The sequence below is a fragment of the Paenibacillus cineris genome, from assembly GCF_018333335.1.
Classification (GTDB): Bacteria; Bacillota; Bacilli; order Paenibacillales; family Paenibacillaceae; genus Paenibacillus_AQ; species Paenibacillus_AQ favisporus.
Genome location: NZ_BORU01000004.1, coordinates 108,774 through 123,951 on the forward strand (window position 1 = coordinate 108,774; position 15,178 = coordinate 123,951).

At 52.7% G+C, this 15,178-nt stretch carries 18 protein-coding genes and 1 riboswitch; all 18 genes read right to left on the minus strand.

The window, feature by feature from the left end; translation table 11 throughout:
• Positions 1–392 precede the first annotated feature (392 nt).
• A complete protein-coding gene (locus KI379_RS27255) occupies positions 393–650 on the minus strand; it encodes a DUF1146 family protein (protein ID WP_076174666.1) in 258 nt (85 codons plus the stop codon).
• A 343-nt stretch (positions 651–993) separates the two neighbouring features.
• A complete protein-coding gene (locus KI379_RS27260) occupies positions 994–1,398 on the minus strand; it encodes a F0F1 ATP synthase subunit epsilon (protein WP_076174668.1) in 405 nt (134 codons plus the stop codon).
• A gap of 53 nt (positions 1,399–1,451) precedes the next feature.
• Positions 1,452–2,855 carry a F0F1 ATP synthase subunit beta gene (atpD, locus tag KI379_RS27265; protein ID WP_076174670.1) on the minus strand — a complete coding sequence of 468 codons (1,404 nt, stop codon included), beginning with the start codon at positions 2,853–2,855 and terminating at the stop codon, positions 1,452–1,454.
• A gap of 248 nt (positions 2,856–3,103) precedes the next feature.
• Positions 3,104–3,967 (minus strand): ATP synthase F1 subunit gamma, encoded by an 864-nt coding sequence (gene atpG, locus KI379_RS27270; protein WP_076174672.1) that lies wholly within the window; start codon positions 3,965–3,967, stop codon positions 3,104–3,106.
• Between the two features lie 178 nt (positions 3,968–4,145).
• Positions 4,146–5,660: a F0F1 ATP synthase subunit alpha gene (gene atpA / locus KI379_RS27275; RefSeq protein WP_076174674.1), complete on the minus strand. Its 1,515-nt coding sequence runs from the start codon at positions 5,658–5,660 to the stop codon at positions 4,146–4,148.
• A gap of 16 nt (positions 5,661–5,676) precedes the next feature.
• Entirely contained in the window at positions 5,677–6,225 is a 549-nt protein-coding gene (locus KI379_RS27280) for a F0F1 ATP synthase subunit delta (RefSeq protein ID WP_089549717.1), read from the minus strand.
• Positions 6,222–6,710 (minus strand): F0F1 ATP synthase subunit B, encoded by a 489-nt coding sequence (gene atpF, locus KI379_RS27285; RefSeq protein WP_105444861.1) that lies wholly within the window; start codon positions 6,708–6,710, stop codon positions 6,222–6,224. The genes KI379_RS27280 and atpF overlap by 4 nt, the downstream gene beginning before the upstream one ends.
• Before the next feature lie 142 nt (positions 6,711–6,852).
• The gene (gene atpE / locus KI379_RS27290) at positions 6,853–7,077 is read right to left on the minus strand and encodes a F0F1 ATP synthase subunit C (RefSeq protein ID WP_036706394.1); all 225 of its coding nucleotides are present in this window, start codon (positions 7,075–7,077) and stop codon (positions 6,853–6,855) included.
• Positions 7,078–7,166: 89 nt separating this feature from the next.
• Positions 7,167–7,976, minus strand: coding sequence for a F0F1 ATP synthase subunit A (gene atpB, locus KI379_RS27295; RefSeq protein ID WP_212985578.1), 810 nt, complete (start codon positions 7,974–7,976; stop codon positions 7,167–7,169).
• Between the two features lie 30 nt (positions 7,977–8,006).
• Positions 8,007–8,384 carry an ATP synthase subunit I gene (locus KI379_RS27300; RefSeq protein WP_076174683.1) on the minus strand — a complete coding sequence of 126 codons (378 nt, stop codon included), beginning with the start codon at positions 8,382–8,384 and terminating at the stop codon, positions 8,007–8,009.
• Positions 8,377–8,631 (minus strand): AtpZ/AtpI family protein, encoded by a 255-nt coding sequence (locus KI379_RS27305; protein WP_076174685.1) that lies wholly within the window; start codon positions 8,629–8,631, stop codon positions 8,377–8,379. The genes KI379_RS27300 and KI379_RS27305 overlap by 8 nt, the downstream gene beginning before the upstream one ends.
• 177 nt (positions 8,632–8,808) lie before the next feature.
• On the minus strand, positions 8,809–9,969 hold the full coding sequence (wecB, locus tag KI379_RS27310) for a non-hydrolyzing UDP-N-acetylglucosamine 2-epimerase (protein WP_089549714.1): 1,161 nt from the start codon (positions 9,967–9,969) through the stop codon (positions 8,809–8,811).
• Between the two features lie 15 nt (positions 9,970–9,984).
• Entirely contained in the window at positions 9,985–10,614 is a 630-nt protein-coding gene (upp, locus tag KI379_RS27315; RefSeq protein ID WP_076174689.1) for a uracil phosphoribosyltransferase, read from the minus strand.
• 582 nt (positions 10,615–11,196) lie between these two features.
• Positions 11,197–12,444 (minus strand): serine hydroxymethyltransferase, encoded by a 1,248-nt coding sequence (gene glyA / locus KI379_RS27320; protein WP_145139594.1) that lies wholly within the window; start codon positions 12,442–12,444, stop codon positions 11,197–11,199.
• A gap of 62 nt (positions 12,445–12,506) precedes the next feature.
• Positions 12,507–13,121, minus strand: coding sequence for a TIGR01440 family protein (locus KI379_RS27325; RefSeq protein WP_116233566.1), 615 nt, complete (start codon positions 13,119–13,121; stop codon positions 12,507–12,509).
• Positions 13,122–13,142: 21 nt separating this feature from the next.
• The gene (gene rpiB / locus KI379_RS27330; RefSeq protein ID WP_089549712.1) at positions 13,143–13,598 is read right to left on the minus strand and encodes a ribose 5-phosphate isomerase B; all 456 of its coding nucleotides are present in this window, start codon (positions 13,596–13,598) and stop codon (positions 13,143–13,145) included.
• Positions 13,599–13,745: 147 nt separating this feature from the next.
• Positions 13,746–13,827, minus strand: a riboswitch (ZMP/ZTP riboswitch).
• Between the two features lie 108 nt (positions 13,828–13,935).
• On the minus strand, positions 13,936–14,523 hold the full coding sequence (locus KI379_RS27335; protein ID WP_076174699.1) for a low molecular weight protein arginine phosphatase: 588 nt from the start codon (positions 14,521–14,523) through the stop codon (positions 13,936–13,938).
• A gap of 39 nt (positions 14,524–14,562) precedes the next feature.
• Positions 14,563–15,123 (minus strand): manganese efflux pump MntP, encoded by a 561-nt coding sequence (locus KI379_RS27340; protein ID WP_089549710.1) that lies wholly within the window; start codon positions 15,121–15,123, stop codon positions 14,563–14,565.
• Between the last annotated feature and the right edge of the window lie 55 nt (positions 15,124–15,178).

Below are 15,178 nucleotides of genomic sequence, written 5' to 3' on the forward strand. Positions count from 1 at the left end.
TCCCTCCGCGTCCAATTTTTCCTTTATTTCTGGATATTCAAGAAATTACATTGCTAATTCCCTAACTTCCATCATAACACTGACCTTTTGACGGATACAAGCGTTTTTTGGCGAATATGCTCCGGAGGAACTATCGCTTCAAGCCGGCCGGCATCAGGGCACGCTAAGCGGGATGAGTTACGAAATCAGACTTTTTCGGCTCCAGGTCCACATCTTTTTTAAACGTGTAAGGCTTTCCTGCCACCATCGGCAAGTGGAGCCGTCAGCCTTACCTAAACTGTTCTTTTTCATTGTTGACATAAAAAAATGTTATTATTCGACATCTTTCAACCATGTTCAGTTGCTGAAGTCCTACAAGCAGCCTATCAGTGATATAACCAAACGTTGACCGGTTAAAACATATACCGGATCATGTTGCTCCAGCCAATATAATCGAGCAGAAACTTAGCGACGAAATGCCCCAGCACTACCGCCAGCAGCAGCTGCAGCAGCTTCCCTTGAGCTCCCTTCGGATGCCTGATAAACAGGTCCAGCTTCAAGTTCTGGAGCGCCCACCAAGACAAACCGATGCAGAACAAAGACACCACAATGGACATCAGACCGCTGACTCCGATGGTGCTTGATATGTTCTGTGATACGTCCGAATCCATGCCCTTACCTCCATCATCACTTGATTTAAAAAAAGAATAACGATGAACGCTGGGTGTCCCTTCCAGCAACCAAGCTCATCAAGGGACTATTATATAATACTTGCCTTGACCTCAAGAATCCAGTTCCAATTCCTTTATTTTTGAATAATTTATCGTAAAGCGCTTTCTGTCTAATTTCCTCGGAAATAAATAGGTCATTTGGACTAGTCAGCACCAATATTCTATATGGAATGTGGGGATTGTATGACAGAAGAATCCCCTGGTTTCATAGGAACGATACCTTTGGTTTATCCCGTTTCAATAAAAAAGCCTGTCTCTTTAACGAGACAGGCTCTCTGTACTATTATTTACGACCGGCCACATTGATCCGGTTAATTGCTTTTTGCAGGGCCATTTCCGCACGGCGGAAATCGATCTCATCCTGCTTGCCCGCTGCCAAACGGCGCTCGGCACGCTCTTTGGCGGCACGTGCACGTTCAACATCGATCTCTTCAGGAAGCTCTGCGCTCTCAGCCAGAACGACAACCTTGTCTTTACGTACTTCAACAAAGCCGCCGTTAACCGCGATCTCGGTGGTTTTCTTGCCGCTCGTCACGGCAATCGGAGCAACCCGCAGCGGGGTGACCAACGGAATGTGGTTCGGCAAAATGCCGAGCTCACCCTCCACACCGCGTACAACCAGGCTGTCCACCTCTCCGGAATAAGCCACGTGGTCCGGTGTGACGATTTCCAATAAAAAGGTGCTCACTTACATCCCTCCCTGAATGCTCACTTCGGAAGCAGTTAGCTCCCGGCAGGACACTATTCCAACGTCTTCGCTTTTTCTACGGCTTGTTCAATCGTTCCAACGAAGAGGAAGGCTGCTTCAGGAAGGTCGTCGTGCTTGCCTTCGAGAATTTCCTTGAAACTGCGGATCGTTTCTTTAACCGGTACATAAATACCCGGCATGCCGTTAAACGCTTCGGCCACGTGGAATGGCTGGGACAAGAAACGCTGTACGCGGCGGGCACGGCCTACGATCAGCTTGTCGTCCTCGCTAAGCTCATCCATACCGAGGATGGCGATGATATCCTGAAGCTCGTTGTATCGGGCCAGGAGACGCTTAACGCCTTGAGCGACGTTGTAATGCTCTTCGCCTACGATTTCAGGCGTCAGGATCCGGGAACTCGATGCCAGCGGATCCACCGCCGGATAGATACCCATCTCGGAAATTTTACGCTCCAGGTTGGTCGTTGCGTCCAAGTGGGCGAACGTAGTAGCTGGAGCCGGGTCCGTATAGTCATCCGCAGGCACGTAGATCGCCTGGATCGACGTAACGGAACCTTTTTTCGTGGAAGTGATCCGCTCTTGAAGCTGACCCATCTCGGTTGCCAGCGTTGGCTGGTAACCTACCGCGGAAGGCATCCGTCCGAGGAGGGCGGATACTTCGGAACCGGCTTGGGTAAAGCGGAAAATGTTGTCGATAAACAGCAGCACGTCTTTGCCTTCTTGATCACGGAAGTATTCCGCCATCGTCAGACCTGTCAGTGCCACGCGAAGACGGGCGCCCGGCGGTTCGTTCATCTGTCCGAATACCATCGCCGTCTTGCTGATAACGCCGGAATCGCTCATCTCGTGGTACAGGTCGTTACCTTCACGGGTACGTTCACCTACACCCGCGAATACGGAAATACCGCCGTGTTCCTGAGCGATGTTGTTGATCAATTCCTGGATCGCAACGGTTTTACCTACGCCGGCACCACCGAAGAGACCGATTTTACCGCCCTTTTGGTAAGGAGCGAGAAGGTCGATAACCTTGATCCCTGTCTCCAGCATTTCTGCTTGGGTCGACAGTTCGTCGTATTTTGGTGCTTCACGGTGAATCGGGCTGGAAACTTCGGAAGTCACTTCGCCCGCTTCGTCGATCGGCTGTCCCAGTACGTTAAATACGCGTCCGAGGGTAGCGGATCCTACCGGAACAGTGATTGGGCCGCCCAAATCCACTGCTTCCATACCACGAACGAGTCCATCAGTGGAGGACATGGCAATGCAGCGCACCATGTTATCGCCCAGATGGTTTGAAGCTTCCAGAGTCAAGTCAATCTGGCGTCCGCCAGCGACTGTGCCCTCAACTTTAATTGCATTGTAGATTTCCGGTAGTTGACCTCTTTCGAATTCGATGTCGACAACCGCACCCATAATGCTGACAACGCGTCCTTTGTTCATCTTTTTTGTTCCCTCCTACAAGTCTGCTGTATTCGCAAACCTAAATCGTAAGCCATGCGGCTTAACGGTATGCTCCGTGCAAGGTTCTATTATGAAATATAGATCATGTCTATCGCAGGTAACCGAAGCCGACAGACCGATTAAGGATGAGTTTGCTGCTGAAAACCAGGCGGGGCTTCTCCATACGCGGACAAGCACCCCCGGGTTATGAAAACTGTTATTCGAAAATAAGACACCGTCTAAAAATCTTATACCTGAGCGTTCGCACCAGATACGATTTCCGTAATTTCCTGCGTGATCGCCGCCTGACGCGCACGGTTGTAAGACAGCGTCAATTCGTTGATCAGCTTGGTCGCATTCTTCGTCGCCGCGCCCATCGCCGTCATCTTGGCACCCAGCTCACTGGCTTTGGCGTCCAGCAGTGCGCTGAAGATCAAGGTTTCGGCATATTTAGGAAGCAGCGCTTCCAGAACGGCTTCCGGGGACGGCTCGTATTCGTAGCTGGCCACCGGAGAAGCCGCGGATTCCATGCTGTCCATCGGCAGGAGCAGATTGGCTTCCGGAATTTGCGTCAACGCGTTCACAAAGCGGTTGTAGATGACGTACAGCTCATCGATTTTGCCTTCCTCAAACTCGCGGACCGCTGCGGAAGCGATCGACTTGATGTCGGCAAACGATGGCGTATCAGACAAGTCCGTAACCTCTTTCACAATCGGAAGCTCTCTGCGGCGCATGTAGTCGCGGCCTTTCCGTCCAATCACGAATAACTCGTATTCGTCGTTGGACTTATGGCGTTCCTTAATCATCGTCGAGACAAGCTTCAACACGTTGGCGTTCGAACCGCCCGCAAGACCGCGGTCGGAGGTGATGACCAGGTAACCGGTTTTCTTCACGGGACGTTTCTCAAACATCGGATGCTTGATGCCTTTGGTACCGGACGCGATGCTGGAGACCACTTCCTTCAGCTTCTCGGAGTAAGGACGGGAATGCTGCGCCATCTCCTGGGCTCTTCTCAGCTTGGAGGCAGCGACCATTTCCATCGCCTTCGTGATCTGCTTCGTGCCTTGAATACTTTTGATCTGACGTTTAATTTCGCGTAATCCTCTTGCCATGTTTTCACCACCTTCAAGCTTTGACGTAGTCAAAGCTAACTTCGTAAGCGAAACTGAACTTTAGCAGAGCTAAAGTTACTTCGAAAGCATTTACTGAGCTTTGACATCGTCAAAGCAGACTCGATGCGCATATCTAAAAAGATGAACCCGAGCCTTGCGGCCCGGTTCACGTCCAGGCTTACGCCATCACAGCAAAGCCTCTTTTAAATTTATCAATAGCCGCTTTCAGAGCCGTTTCGTTGTCGGCAACCAGATCTTTGGTATCGCGGATGGACGCCATGATCTCAGGATGGTTGCTTTCAAGGAACGCCAGGAATTCGCTCTCGAAACGACGGATGTCGCCGACAGGAATGTCGTCCAGGTGTCCTCTGACTGCCGTGTACAAGCTGGCTACCTGCTGCTCAACGCTGAGCGGCTGGTTAACCCCCTGCTTGAGGATTTCCATCAGTCTCGCACCACGGTTCAAACGGGCCAGCGTGGATTTGTCAAGGTCGGAACCGAATTGGGAGAACGCTTGAAGCTCGCGGTACTGGGCCAAATCCAGCTTCAAACCGCCGGCGACTTTCTTCATCGCCTTGAGCTGAGCGGAGCTACCTACCCGGGATACGGAAATACCTACGTTGATCGCCGGACGCTGTCCAGCATAGAACAGTTCGGACTCAAGGAAGATCTGTCCGTCCGTGATCGAAATAACGTTGGTTGGGATATATGCGGATACGTCAGACGCCTGTGTTTCAATGAAAGGCAGAGCGGTTAATGAACCACCGCCGAGTTCATCGGACAGCTTCGCCGCGCGTTCCAGCAAACGGGAATGCAGATAGAATACGTCACCAGGATAAGCTTCGCGGCCTGGAGGACGTCTGAGGAGCAGGGACAATTCGCGGTATGCCGCTGCCTGCTTCGACAAGTCATCATAGATGATCAAGGCATGCTCGCCTTTGTACATGAAGTACTCACCCATTGCACAGCCCGCATAAGGAGCGATGTACAAGAGCGGAGAAGGCTCGGAAGCCGATGCGGTAACGACGATCGTGTAGTCCAGAGCGCCATGACGGCGAAGGTTTTCCACGACGTGCGCAACCGTCGATTGCTTTTGGCCGATGGCGACATAGATACATTTCACGCCATTGCCTTTTTGGTTAATGATCGTATCGATCGCGATTTGGGTTTTACCCGTTTGACGGTCACCGATGATCAGCTCGCGCTGTCCGCGGCCGATTGGCACGAGAGCGTCAATCGCTTTGATACCGGTTTGCATTGGCTCATGAACCGATTTACGGTCGATAACGCCTGGTGCGCTGCTCTCAACCGGACGATAAGCAGAAGCTTCGATCGGTCCTTTGCCGTCCACTGGCTGACCTAGCGGGTTGACAACGCGTCCGAGCAGGGCTTCCCCAACAGGAACCTGCATGATGCGTCCGGTACGTTTTACTTGGTCGCCTTCTTTGATTTCCGTGTAAGGTCCGAGGATAACGACACCTACGTTGCTTTCTTCCAAGTTCAGCGCAAGGCCTACAACACCGTTGGCGAACTCGACGAGCTCACCGGCCATAACATTGTCGATCCCGTGAATACGGGCGATACCGTCGCTTACTTGAATAACGGTGCCGACTTCGGCCACTTCGATGTCAGATTTATATTGTTCAATTTGACTTTTAATCAGCGTACTGATTTCTTCAGGTCTGATACTCAAGTGTCTTCACCCCTATCTACTGTGCTAGTCTGTTAAAAGACTTTTCAAGCCGTTCCAGCTTCCCTGCCAAACTGCCGTCGTACAGCATATCGCCGATGACGACTTTTACACCGCCGAGCAGATTTTTATCAATCACGTTGGTTACGCGAATTTTCTTCTTCGCCAATGCTCCAAACTCCGCAGCAACCGTTTCGATTTCCTGGTCGCTCAGCGGATAGGTGGAGTACACCGTGGCGTCCGCAAGTCCAAGGCTTTCGCCTTCAATCCGGACGTAGCTGTCCAGCAGGTCGGCGAACAGATCCGCTCTGCCCCGCTCAATCAGCATATCAACGGTGTTCATGACCGGCTGGGATACTTTGTCTTGAAGGGCCTTCTTCAGCACATCCAGTTTCACCGATACGGCAATGTTGGGCGTGGAGATAAAACGGCGGATCTCGTCATCCTGGGTAATGGCCCCAACGACGGCCTTGAGCTCCTGCTCCACTTCCAGCGTCTTCTGCTGCTGCGCAGCCACTTCAAACAGCGCCTTCGCATAACGCTTGGCTGCTATTGTCTCCCGGCTCATGGTCTGCCCCCTACCTCTTTAAGGTACTGGTCCACGAGCTCTTCCTGAGCTTTGTCGCTGCTGACTTCCTTCTCAAGCAGCTTGGATGCGATCTTCACGGATACGGCGCCCAGCTCGCTGCGCAGCTCCTGAACCGCCTTGTTCTTTTCGCTTGCGATATCGCGGACAGCGTCCTCTTTAATACGAGAAGCTTCCACCTTGGCTTGTTCCATAATTTGGTCAGCCTGCTTGCTGCTCGTTTGTCTGGATTGCTCGATAATGTCGTAAGCCTCTTTGCGCGCATTTTCCAGAGCTTTTTTCTGCTCTTCTACGTAAGCAATGGCTTGTTCGCGGGTTTGTGCCGCTTCGTTCATTTGACTCGTCACAAGCTCACGGCGCTTCTCCATGATGGAGAACAACGGACCGAAAGCATATTTGCTCAGAAGCCAATACAGAATCACAAACGCAATCAATGCCACAATGAAAGACGAAGGGATAATAGTCAATCTAGTCACTCCTTTCCGGTGCACGTTCAGTCTTGTTCATCAGACAATCAGATAAGGAAGGATCCAAGAACCTTCCTTATCTGACGGCTAAAAAGAAGGCGCGGATGGCCGTGGCCTTCCCCGCCAAACCTTACTGCTTAAATTAAGCTCCTGCGTAGAACAAGAACGCGAGTACGACACCGATGATTGGAAGGGCTTCGACCAGACCTACACCGATAAACATTGTCGTTTGAAGCGTGGATTTCGCTTCTGGCTGACGAGCGATACCTTCAACCGTTTTACTTACGATCAGACCGTTACCAATACCTGCGCCAAGTGCGCCCAAACCTACTGCAATCGCAGCTGCAAGAAATGCCCAAACTCCCATTTGTAAAATCCTCCTTAGAGATGTGTATTTTATTATTATTTATGTTTAGTTAAGAGTGAAGAAAGAAAACTCCAAGCTTAACTTTGAAGCTAATGTTCGTGCTCGTCGTGGCTCTCGATCATCTGAGAGATATAAACCATCGTCAGGATCGTGAAGACGAAAGCCTGGATGGCGCCGACGAAAATACTGAAGCCCTGCCAAACGATGAGACCGAGCACGGAAGCGATGTATCCGCCTACGCCGAGTGCGGTCAGTTTCAACAGAACCGAGATCAGCACTTCACCCGCGAAGATGTTACCGAATAGACGCATGCCCTGCGTCAGCAGCTTCGCAAACTGCTCGATAACGTTGATCGGGAAGAAGAACCAGTAAGGTTGGAAATAGTGCTTGAAATAACTCTTTGTATTTCTGGTCATTCCCAGGAAGTGCGAAAGGAAGAATACGATAAACGCGAGCCCCATGGTAACCGAAGCATCAGCCGTAGGTGATTTCCACCAAGCTAGCTCGACTTCTTCTACATCCGGATGCTTCGCAAACTCTTCGGTGACAGATACGATTTCTTTGCCAAAGATATGCGCATGTTCCGGATCATGGACTCCTGTAACGATACCAAATGGAAGACCCAATAGGTTGCCGACGAAGATAAACATAATAAACGTCAATCCAAGGGACAGAAAGTGCTTCCCCTTCTTCCAATCCATCGTGCTGGAAATCAGGTTCTGGACGAATTCCACCGTCCATTCCATGAAATTCTGCAATTTCCCCGGGTTTTCGACTGACAATTTACGGGTTGCCAGCTTCGCGATCACAAACACGATTACGGAGGTTACGATGAGCATCAGGATTGTGGAAAGGTCGAATTTTATGCCGCCCAATTCAATAATCGGTGATGTATGCATGTTTTTCTCACCCCTTTCTCAGTTGAAGGTCTACTCCTGTTTACGAGACAATCGAATCCCTATGAATAAGAGAAGAAACTGTGCCAATACCAGTGTTGCCGCAACGGCATACAGGTTAAACGTCTCCGGCCTTTGATAGGCCACAACGACGGCCAGCACACTGAGGGCTGCACGGGTCAGAAAACCCATATTTACTCTCTTGCCGCCCCCGCCTTCGACTGAATCCAACACTTTTTGCACTTTATAGCCCAAATAAAAGCTATTGGCAAGGCTGACACTGGAGCCAAGCACCATACCCAGCGCTATACTCCGGTATTGCGGGAAGACAGCAGCACCCAAGAAGCAAAGAGCCAGGAAATAAAGTGTCGCTCTAGTCAATACCCTGCGGTATTTCCATAGTTCACTCATCACTTTCCCCCATGACTGCCTTGGTGATCATAAAAACGCTTACGCCGCCAATCGCCAGACCCAGCAAAACTCCGAATGCAATCCAGAGTCCGGGTCCTCCCCAAATCTTGTCCAGCCAAGAGCCGAGATAAAAGCCCCCTAAAGTACACGCGGCCAGATCGATTCCGATGGCGCTTACAAGGCCCGCATACTTCAGAGGGCTTGCAGCATTTTTATTGGATTTTTGCGGCTTATCAGGTTGATTCATCTCTGTCCACCCTCTAATCCCAGTTCATTTTACTGAATGACCCGAGAGTTTGTCAATTGAACAAATCCGTGTCGAAACTGGCTGGAAATGTGACTAAAATCACTGCAAAAAGCCCGCAAATCCGTGTCAACCGTACAGTTTAACTGTATGCTGTACTCTTTGCCCTCAGAATATGGCTTAACTTTCCTTTGTGAACATTCTGTGAAATTGTTCCGGACGTTCATTTTTGATGCCAAAATGATGCAAAATCGCGTCGACAATCCGCTGGGATGCCTTGCCATCTCCGTATGGATTTGCGGCGCCGCTCATCGCATTATAGGCTTCTTGATCGGTCAGCAAATGCTTCGTCCGTCCGTACACTTGTTCCTCATCCGTTCCGACCAGCTCGAGCGTTCCCGCCTCGATGCCTTCCGGTCGCTCGGTCGTGTCACGGAGCACCAGCACCGGTACACCGAAAGATGGAGCCTCTTCCTGAAGACCGCCGGAGTCCGTCAGGATCAGATGCGTATGCGGATAAAAATTGTGCAAGTCTACAACATCCAGCGGTTCAATCAGCTTAATTCTTGGATGATTGCCCAAAATTTGATGCGCCGGTTCTTTGACCGCCGGGCTTGGATGGACCGGATACACGATGGCGATATCGTCGAATTCGTCGGCGATCCGCTTCACGGCACGGAAGATGTTCAGATGAGGCTCGCCCTGCGATTCGCGCCGGTGCGCCGTCATCAGAATCAGCCGTTTGCCCTGCGCCCAGTCGAGCACCGGATGGTGATAATCCGACTTGACGGTGTACTGGAATACGTCGGTAACGGTATTGCCAGTCACGTAAATGTGGGACTCGTTCTTGTTCTCCTTCTTCAGGTTGCCTGCAGACCAGTCTGTCGGGGCAAAATGAAGATCGGCAAGCACGCCGGTCAGCTGGCGGTTCATCTCCTCCGGATACGGGGAGAGCTTGTTCCACGTTCTCAGGCCTGCTTCGACATGTCCTACCTGGATCTTCTGCAGGAAGGCCGCATAGCTGGCCAGGAAGGTCGTCAGCGTGTCTCCGTGCACCAGAACGATATCAGGCTTGGCCTCTTTCAAAACCGGCTCCAGGCCCTGCAGAACGCGGATGGTTACCTCGTTCAGCGTCTGGTTCTCTTTCATGACGTCCAGATCGAAATCCGGCGTAATCTTGAATACCTCGAGCACCTGATCCAGCATCTGACGGTGCTGGGCCGTTACGCAGACGACGGATTCGATATGTTCGGGATGCTTCTGCAGTTCTAAGATGAGCGGAGCCATCTTGATGGCTTCCGGGCGCACCCCGAAGATCGTCATCACTTTAATTTTTGACATATGGTTTCCCTCTCCTTACTTGGTTCCGTACAGCCGGTCTCCGGCGTCTCCCAGTCCCGGAATGATATAACCGTGGTCGTCCAGCTTCTCGTCCAGGGCCGCTACATAAATGTCCACGTCAGGATGGGCTTCCTGCACGGCTTTGACCCCTTCCGGCGCGGCGATCAGGTTCATCATCTTGATCTGGGTGCACCCCCGCTTCTTCAGGACGTCGATCGCGGCAATAGCCGATCCTCCGGTCGCCAGCATCGGATCGATGACGATCAGCTCGCGCTCGGTCACGTCCGTCGGCAGCTTCGTGTAATACTCGACAGGCTGCAGCGTTTCCGGATCGCGGAACAAGCCGACATGTCCCACCTTGGCGGCGGGAATCAGCTTCAGCATGCCGTCGAGCATGCCGAGCCCGGCGCGCAGGATCGGAATCAGCCCGAGCATGCGGCCCGCCAGAACCTTGCCGTCCATCTCAGCGACAGGTGTCTGCACCTTCACCGACTCGAGCGGAACCTCGCGTGTAATTTCGTAAGCCATTAAGGAAGCAACCTCATCGACCAGTTCGCGAAAATCTTTCGTGTTCGTCCGCACATCGCGGATAAATGTCAGTTTGTGTTGAATCAAAGGGTGATCACAAATCACCAGTTTTCCCATGTTAGTCCCTCCGGTTAAATCGTAAGTCTAAGTGCTGTCATTGCCGGTTAGTTAGATGCCCATTCGCATACGATACATGCAAGTACACAAATCTTATTTATTATATCATTCCTGGAAATGATTTTGCACCCAAGAAAGATATGTTTATTCTGGCCCAAAGATCAGCCGGCTTAAACGTTAACCGAAAGACCGCGCAAGGGAACCGGCATGGTGTAAGCACCCCGTAAAGACCCGCCAATCTAGCATCTGCTCTTCGTATCGAGCAGTCTTAAATCTAGCAGTTCTTCCCCTCTGAACTACTATATAAAAGCCACTCTAAGAGTGTGAAGGCACACATCCGCTGTGACGGCAGAAAGGTTTATTGACCTATACGGCTTCTGAGAGCGAAAAGAAAAACGTATTATCGGCGTACATTCTCAGAAGACAGACCGCGTTTAGCGGGAGTTTCTTTTGCGGGATCAGGATGGTTAGCCTCGAAACCTCGGAAAATCTCTATTTCTTATTTCTAAAAAAAGGGACCGGAGAACATTCCCCAGTCCCTTATATTCTCACAGACCTGTACTTCTCAAGATCTGTGTCCTATTAGTAGTTAAGTTCAGGATACAGCGGATATTGATCCGTCAGTTCCTTCACCATCGCCGCTGCTTTGGACAGCACGGCTTCGTCCTTAGGCGACTTCAGCGTCATGGCGATGATTTTGCCGATCGTCACCATAGCCGCTTCATCCATGCCGCGGGAAGTCGCAGCCGGCGTACCGATCCGGATTCCGCTCGTCACGAACGGGCTGGTCGGATCGAACGGGATGGCGTTTTTGTTCACAGTGATACCGACGGAGTCCAGCACCTTCTCGGCGTCTTTCCCTGTAATGTTCACGCTGCGGGTATCCACCAGCATCAGGTGGTTATCCGTGCCGCCGGATACGATGTTCAGGCCTTCGCTGATCAGCGTCTCAGCCAATACTTTGGCGTTCTTCACCACGTTTTCGGCATACGTTTTGAACGATGGGTCCAGCGCTTCGCCCAAGGCTACGGCTTTGGACGCGATAACGTGCATCAGCGGACCGCCCTGCGTGCCCGGGAAGACGGCCTTGTCGATGGCCGCAGCCCATGGCTGCTTGCACAGAATCATGCCGCCACGTGGTCCGCGGAGCGTTTTGTGCGTTGTCGTCGTGACAAAATGGGCGTGAGGCACCGGGTTCGGATGAAGCCCGGCCGCAACCAGGCCCGCGATATGAGCCATGTCGACCATGAACAGCGCGCCTACGTCATTGGCGATCGAAGCGAGAGCTTCGAAATCAATCGTACGCGGATAGGCGCTCGCACCGGCGACGATCAGGCGCGGACGATGCTTGAACGCAAGTTTGCGGACTTCGTCATAATCGATGAGGAACGTATCTTCCTGGACCCCGTAAGCGACGAAGTTGTACAGCAGACCGGAAGCGTTCACCGGGCTTCCGTGCGTCAGGTGTCCGCCATGGGCAAGGTTCATCCCAAGCACGGTATCCCCTGGTTTCAGCGCTGCCAGGTATACGGCCATGTTGGCCTGAGCGCCGGAGTGCGGCTGCACGTTGGCATGCTCGGCTCCGAACAGCTCTTTCGCACGGTCACGGGCAATATCTTCAACGATATCGACGCGCTCGCAGCCGCCGTAGTACCGCTTGCCCGGATATCCTTCGGCGTATTTGTTCGTGAGGACGGAGCCCATGGCTTCCATAACCGCTTCACTGACAATATTCTCCGATGCGATCAGCTCGATATTCGCACGCTGACGCTTCAGTTCCAAGTTCATGGCCTCGAGTACAGCCGGGTCCTTCTTACGCAATTGATCCATGTTAATAGTTCCTCCCTTATTGGAATTCAAAATAAAATGTTCGTTTCAATCATCCGCTCATGTTAATCGCAAAGATCTGAACTGCCGCCGTCACGGTCGGCTCTGCCGGCTTCTTCATCCAGACGGTACACCGCCCGTTCGCCGCCGATCAGCTTGGGCCGCGTGTAGGCCGCATTCACGCGCGCGTGCCCCACATACCGCAGGGTCGGGCGAAAAGGCACCGCCACACGCCGAAGATGCATGCCGATCATCGTCTCGCCGATGTCAATGCCCGCGTGAGCCTCGATCGCTTCGGCCAGGCAAGGCTCCTTCATGGAACGGTAAGCAGCGGCAGCCATAGAGCCGCCCGCTTTCGGAACAGGAACGGCGGCGACCTCGGTTAAACGAAGGCGCTCCAGTACGGAACGCTCCATCACAAGCGCCCGGTTCAAATGCTCACAGCACTGAAACACCGTGTCGAAGCCGAACTTGGCCCGGACCTCGCCGATCGCCTGCAGCAGCTCTTCAGCAACCCCAAGTGCCCCCGAAGTGCCGATGCGTTTCCCGGCCACCTCACTGGTGCTCGTTCCGACAACCAGTACCTTGCCAGGGCCAAGCCCCGCGGCTTCCACCAGCTCATGAAGAATTTGAGATACCTGTTCTCCCAGCGAAACTTCCAATGGACTGCCTCCTGACATGCTTTCCATGAGAAAACCTCCCTAATTGTGCAGATACCGCTCTTCAATCGCTTTAATCTTGTTCACGCGCCCGACATGACGCTCGCCGCCGCTGAACTCCGTGCCCAGCCAAGCCTTGACAATCTCCTGGGCCAGACCTGGACCGATGACGCGTTCGCCCATCGCCAGCACGTTGGAGTCGTTATGCTCCCTGGTGGCAATCGCCGAGAATACATCGTGGACCAAGGCGCACCTGATGCCCGGAACCTTGTTCGCCGCGATGCTCATGCCGATGCCTGTTCCACAGATCAGGATTCCCCGGTCGGCCTCGCCTTTGGTAACCAGATCGCACACAGGGAGAGCGTAGTCGGGATAGTCCACGGAATCCGTGCATCCGCATCCCACATCCGCAACTTGATGCCCCATCCCTTCGATCACGGCAATGATGTCTTCTTTCAAACGTATACCCGCATGATCTGTTCCAACAGCAATTTTCATCTTTCGAAAAACCTCCTAAAATTTCGCGCAATACAGAGAAACGAGTCTAGCGCTCCCCGGTATTCCCGTGACTTCTTGTACCATTATAACTCATTTGCAGCCACTAGACGAAAAAAAGAGCAGTCCGCGGATCATTCCGCAGAATTGCTCTTTTGCCCAGGCGACCGGCCGTATATTCCGGTGCTCCATCGTGGTTGGATCCACATTGTCGCCAGTTACACCGGAACCGATGTTTTTCACCTTCATCATAAAGCATGACGCGATGAAAATCAATCTGCAAATTTACTCCATTTTTTTCAACCTAGGCTCCCGCCCAAGTGCAATTTAAGCTTGTTTCTTAAAATGTACGGAACGCCTCCAGCTTATCCAGCAGCCGCTCGATAGCGGCGCGGATTTCTGCGGCGGTGACATCGTAATCGTCGCGGGACCCGCCGAACGGGTCCGAAATATCAAAGCTCGGGATGCGCTGCTGGATCTCGATCAGCCGCTCCCGTTCCTCGTCCTCCAGCTGCTGCCCGAGCGCCCGCTTCATTTCCCAGGTGGCGTACAGGCTGTCGAGCTCCTGCAGGTCCTTGATCACGTTCTCGTCATCTTCGGTGTATTCCTTCAGGGTATAAATTTTGTCAGCCGCGAGTGGAAAGCTCCGGATCACATGCTGCTTATGCCCCTGGGTCAGTGTCAAAATCAAATCCGCCCAATCCACCGTGTCGGCCCTGAGCGGCTTGGCGGTCAAATGCTCATCGATCTCGTGGTCCCGCAGCACCGCTTCCGCATGACGCGAGATGGGTGTCCCTTCAAGGGCGGCCACGCCGGCCGAACGGACTTCGAGCGGAACGCTGCGCTCCTTGGCCAGCTTGCGAAGCAGAGCTTCGGCCATCGGGCTGCGGCACGTGTTTCCCGTACAGACAAACAAAATATGCTTCACGTCTCTAGCACCTCCCGAAGTGTCTTTGCCGATATTGTATCAGAAGATAAAGGCGAGGCCAAATGCCAGCAAAATCGCGCCGCCAAGGGCCTCCCCGTATTCGCCGAGATTCCGGCTTACCCTCCTGCCGAGCAGGAGTCCAAGCACGGCCATCGCGCCCCCGCAGATCCCGAAAGCAAGCACGGTCAGAATGCGGTTGCTCTCAAACATCCCCAGGGATACGCCTACCGAAAAGGAGTCAATGCTGACGCTGAGCGAAAACAGCAGCATCCCCAGCAAAGAGCGGTGATCCACCATTCGCGTTTCGCTTGTTTTGAAGGCATTCAGGACCATGTGCCCGCCCAGCAGCACAAGCAGCCCGCCGGCAACCAGGGCGGCAACTTGTCCGAGCAGCGAACTGACGTAATATCCCATAAACATTCCCAGCAGCGGCATCAACACATGGAAAAGGCCGATCAGCAGGCTGATCTTGAGAATATGCAGCAGCCGGATTCCTTTCATGCCGATTCCTACGCCCAGAGAGAATGCATCCAGTCCTAATGCGACGGCCATTATCATGATAGTCATTAGCTGCCCTAAACCGGCAGAAGTCTCCAACATCCCTATTCCCCCATGTCCGTTAGGTTCTTGTACAACCATATGCGGACAAGAGGTA

What these genes read in the sequence shown, in the direction of transcription:
- KI379_RS27255 (WP_076174666.1), bottom strand. Translation starts at nt 650, where the DNA reads ATGGATTCGGACGTATCACAGAACATATCAAGCACCATCGGAGTCAGC.
- atpD (WP_076174670.1), bottom strand. Translation starts at nt 2,855, where the DNA reads ATGAACAAAGGACGCGTTGTCAGCATTATGGGTGCGGTTGTCGACATC.
- atpG (WP_076174672.1), bottom strand. Translation starts at nt 3,967, where the DNA reads ATGGCAAGAGGATTACGCGAAATTAAACGTCAGATCAAAAGTATTCAA.
- KI379_RS27280 (WP_089549717.1), bottom strand. Translation starts at nt 6,225, where the DNA reads ATGAGCCGGGAGACAATAGCAGCCAAGCGTTATGCGAAGGCGCTGTTT.
- atpE (WP_036706394.1), bottom strand. Translation starts at nt 7,077, where the DNA reads ATGGGAGTTTGGGCATTTCTTGCAGCTGCGATTGCAGTAGGTTTGGGC.
- atpB (WP_212985578.1), bottom strand. Translation starts at nt 7,976, where the DNA reads ATGCATACATCACCGATTATTGAATTGGGCGGCATAAAATTCGACCTT.
- KI379_RS27300 (WP_076174683.1), bottom strand. Translation starts at nt 8,384, where the DNA reads ATGAGTGAACTATGGAAATACCGCAGGGTATTGACTAGAGCGACACTT.
- KI379_RS27305 (WP_076174685.1), bottom strand. Translation starts at nt 8,631, where the DNA reads ATGAATCAACCTGATAAGCCGCAAAAATCCAATAAAAATGCTGCAAGC.
- wecB (WP_089549714.1), bottom strand. Translation starts at nt 9,969, where the DNA reads ATGTCAAAAATTAAAGTGATGACGATCTTCGGGGTGCGCCCGGAAGCC.
- upp (WP_076174689.1), bottom strand. Translation starts at nt 10,614, where the DNA reads ATGGGAAAACTGGTGATTTGTGATCACCCTTTGATTCAACACAAACTG.
- glyA (WP_145139594.1), bottom strand. Translation starts at nt 12,444, where the DNA reads ATGGATCAATTGCGTAAGAAGGACCCGGCTGTACTCGAGGCCATGAAC.
- KI379_RS27325 (WP_116233566.1), bottom strand. Translation starts at nt 13,121, where the DNA reads ATGTCAGGAGGCAGTCCATTGGAAGTTTCGCTGGGAGAACAGGTATCT.
- rpiB (WP_089549712.1), bottom strand. Translation starts at nt 13,598, where the DNA reads ATGAAAATTGCTGTTGGAACAGATCATGCGGGTATACGTTTGAAAGAA.
- KI379_RS27340 (WP_089549710.1), bottom strand. Translation starts at nt 15,123, where the DNA reads ATGTTGGAGACTTCTGCCGGTTTAGGGCAGCTAATGACTATCATGATA.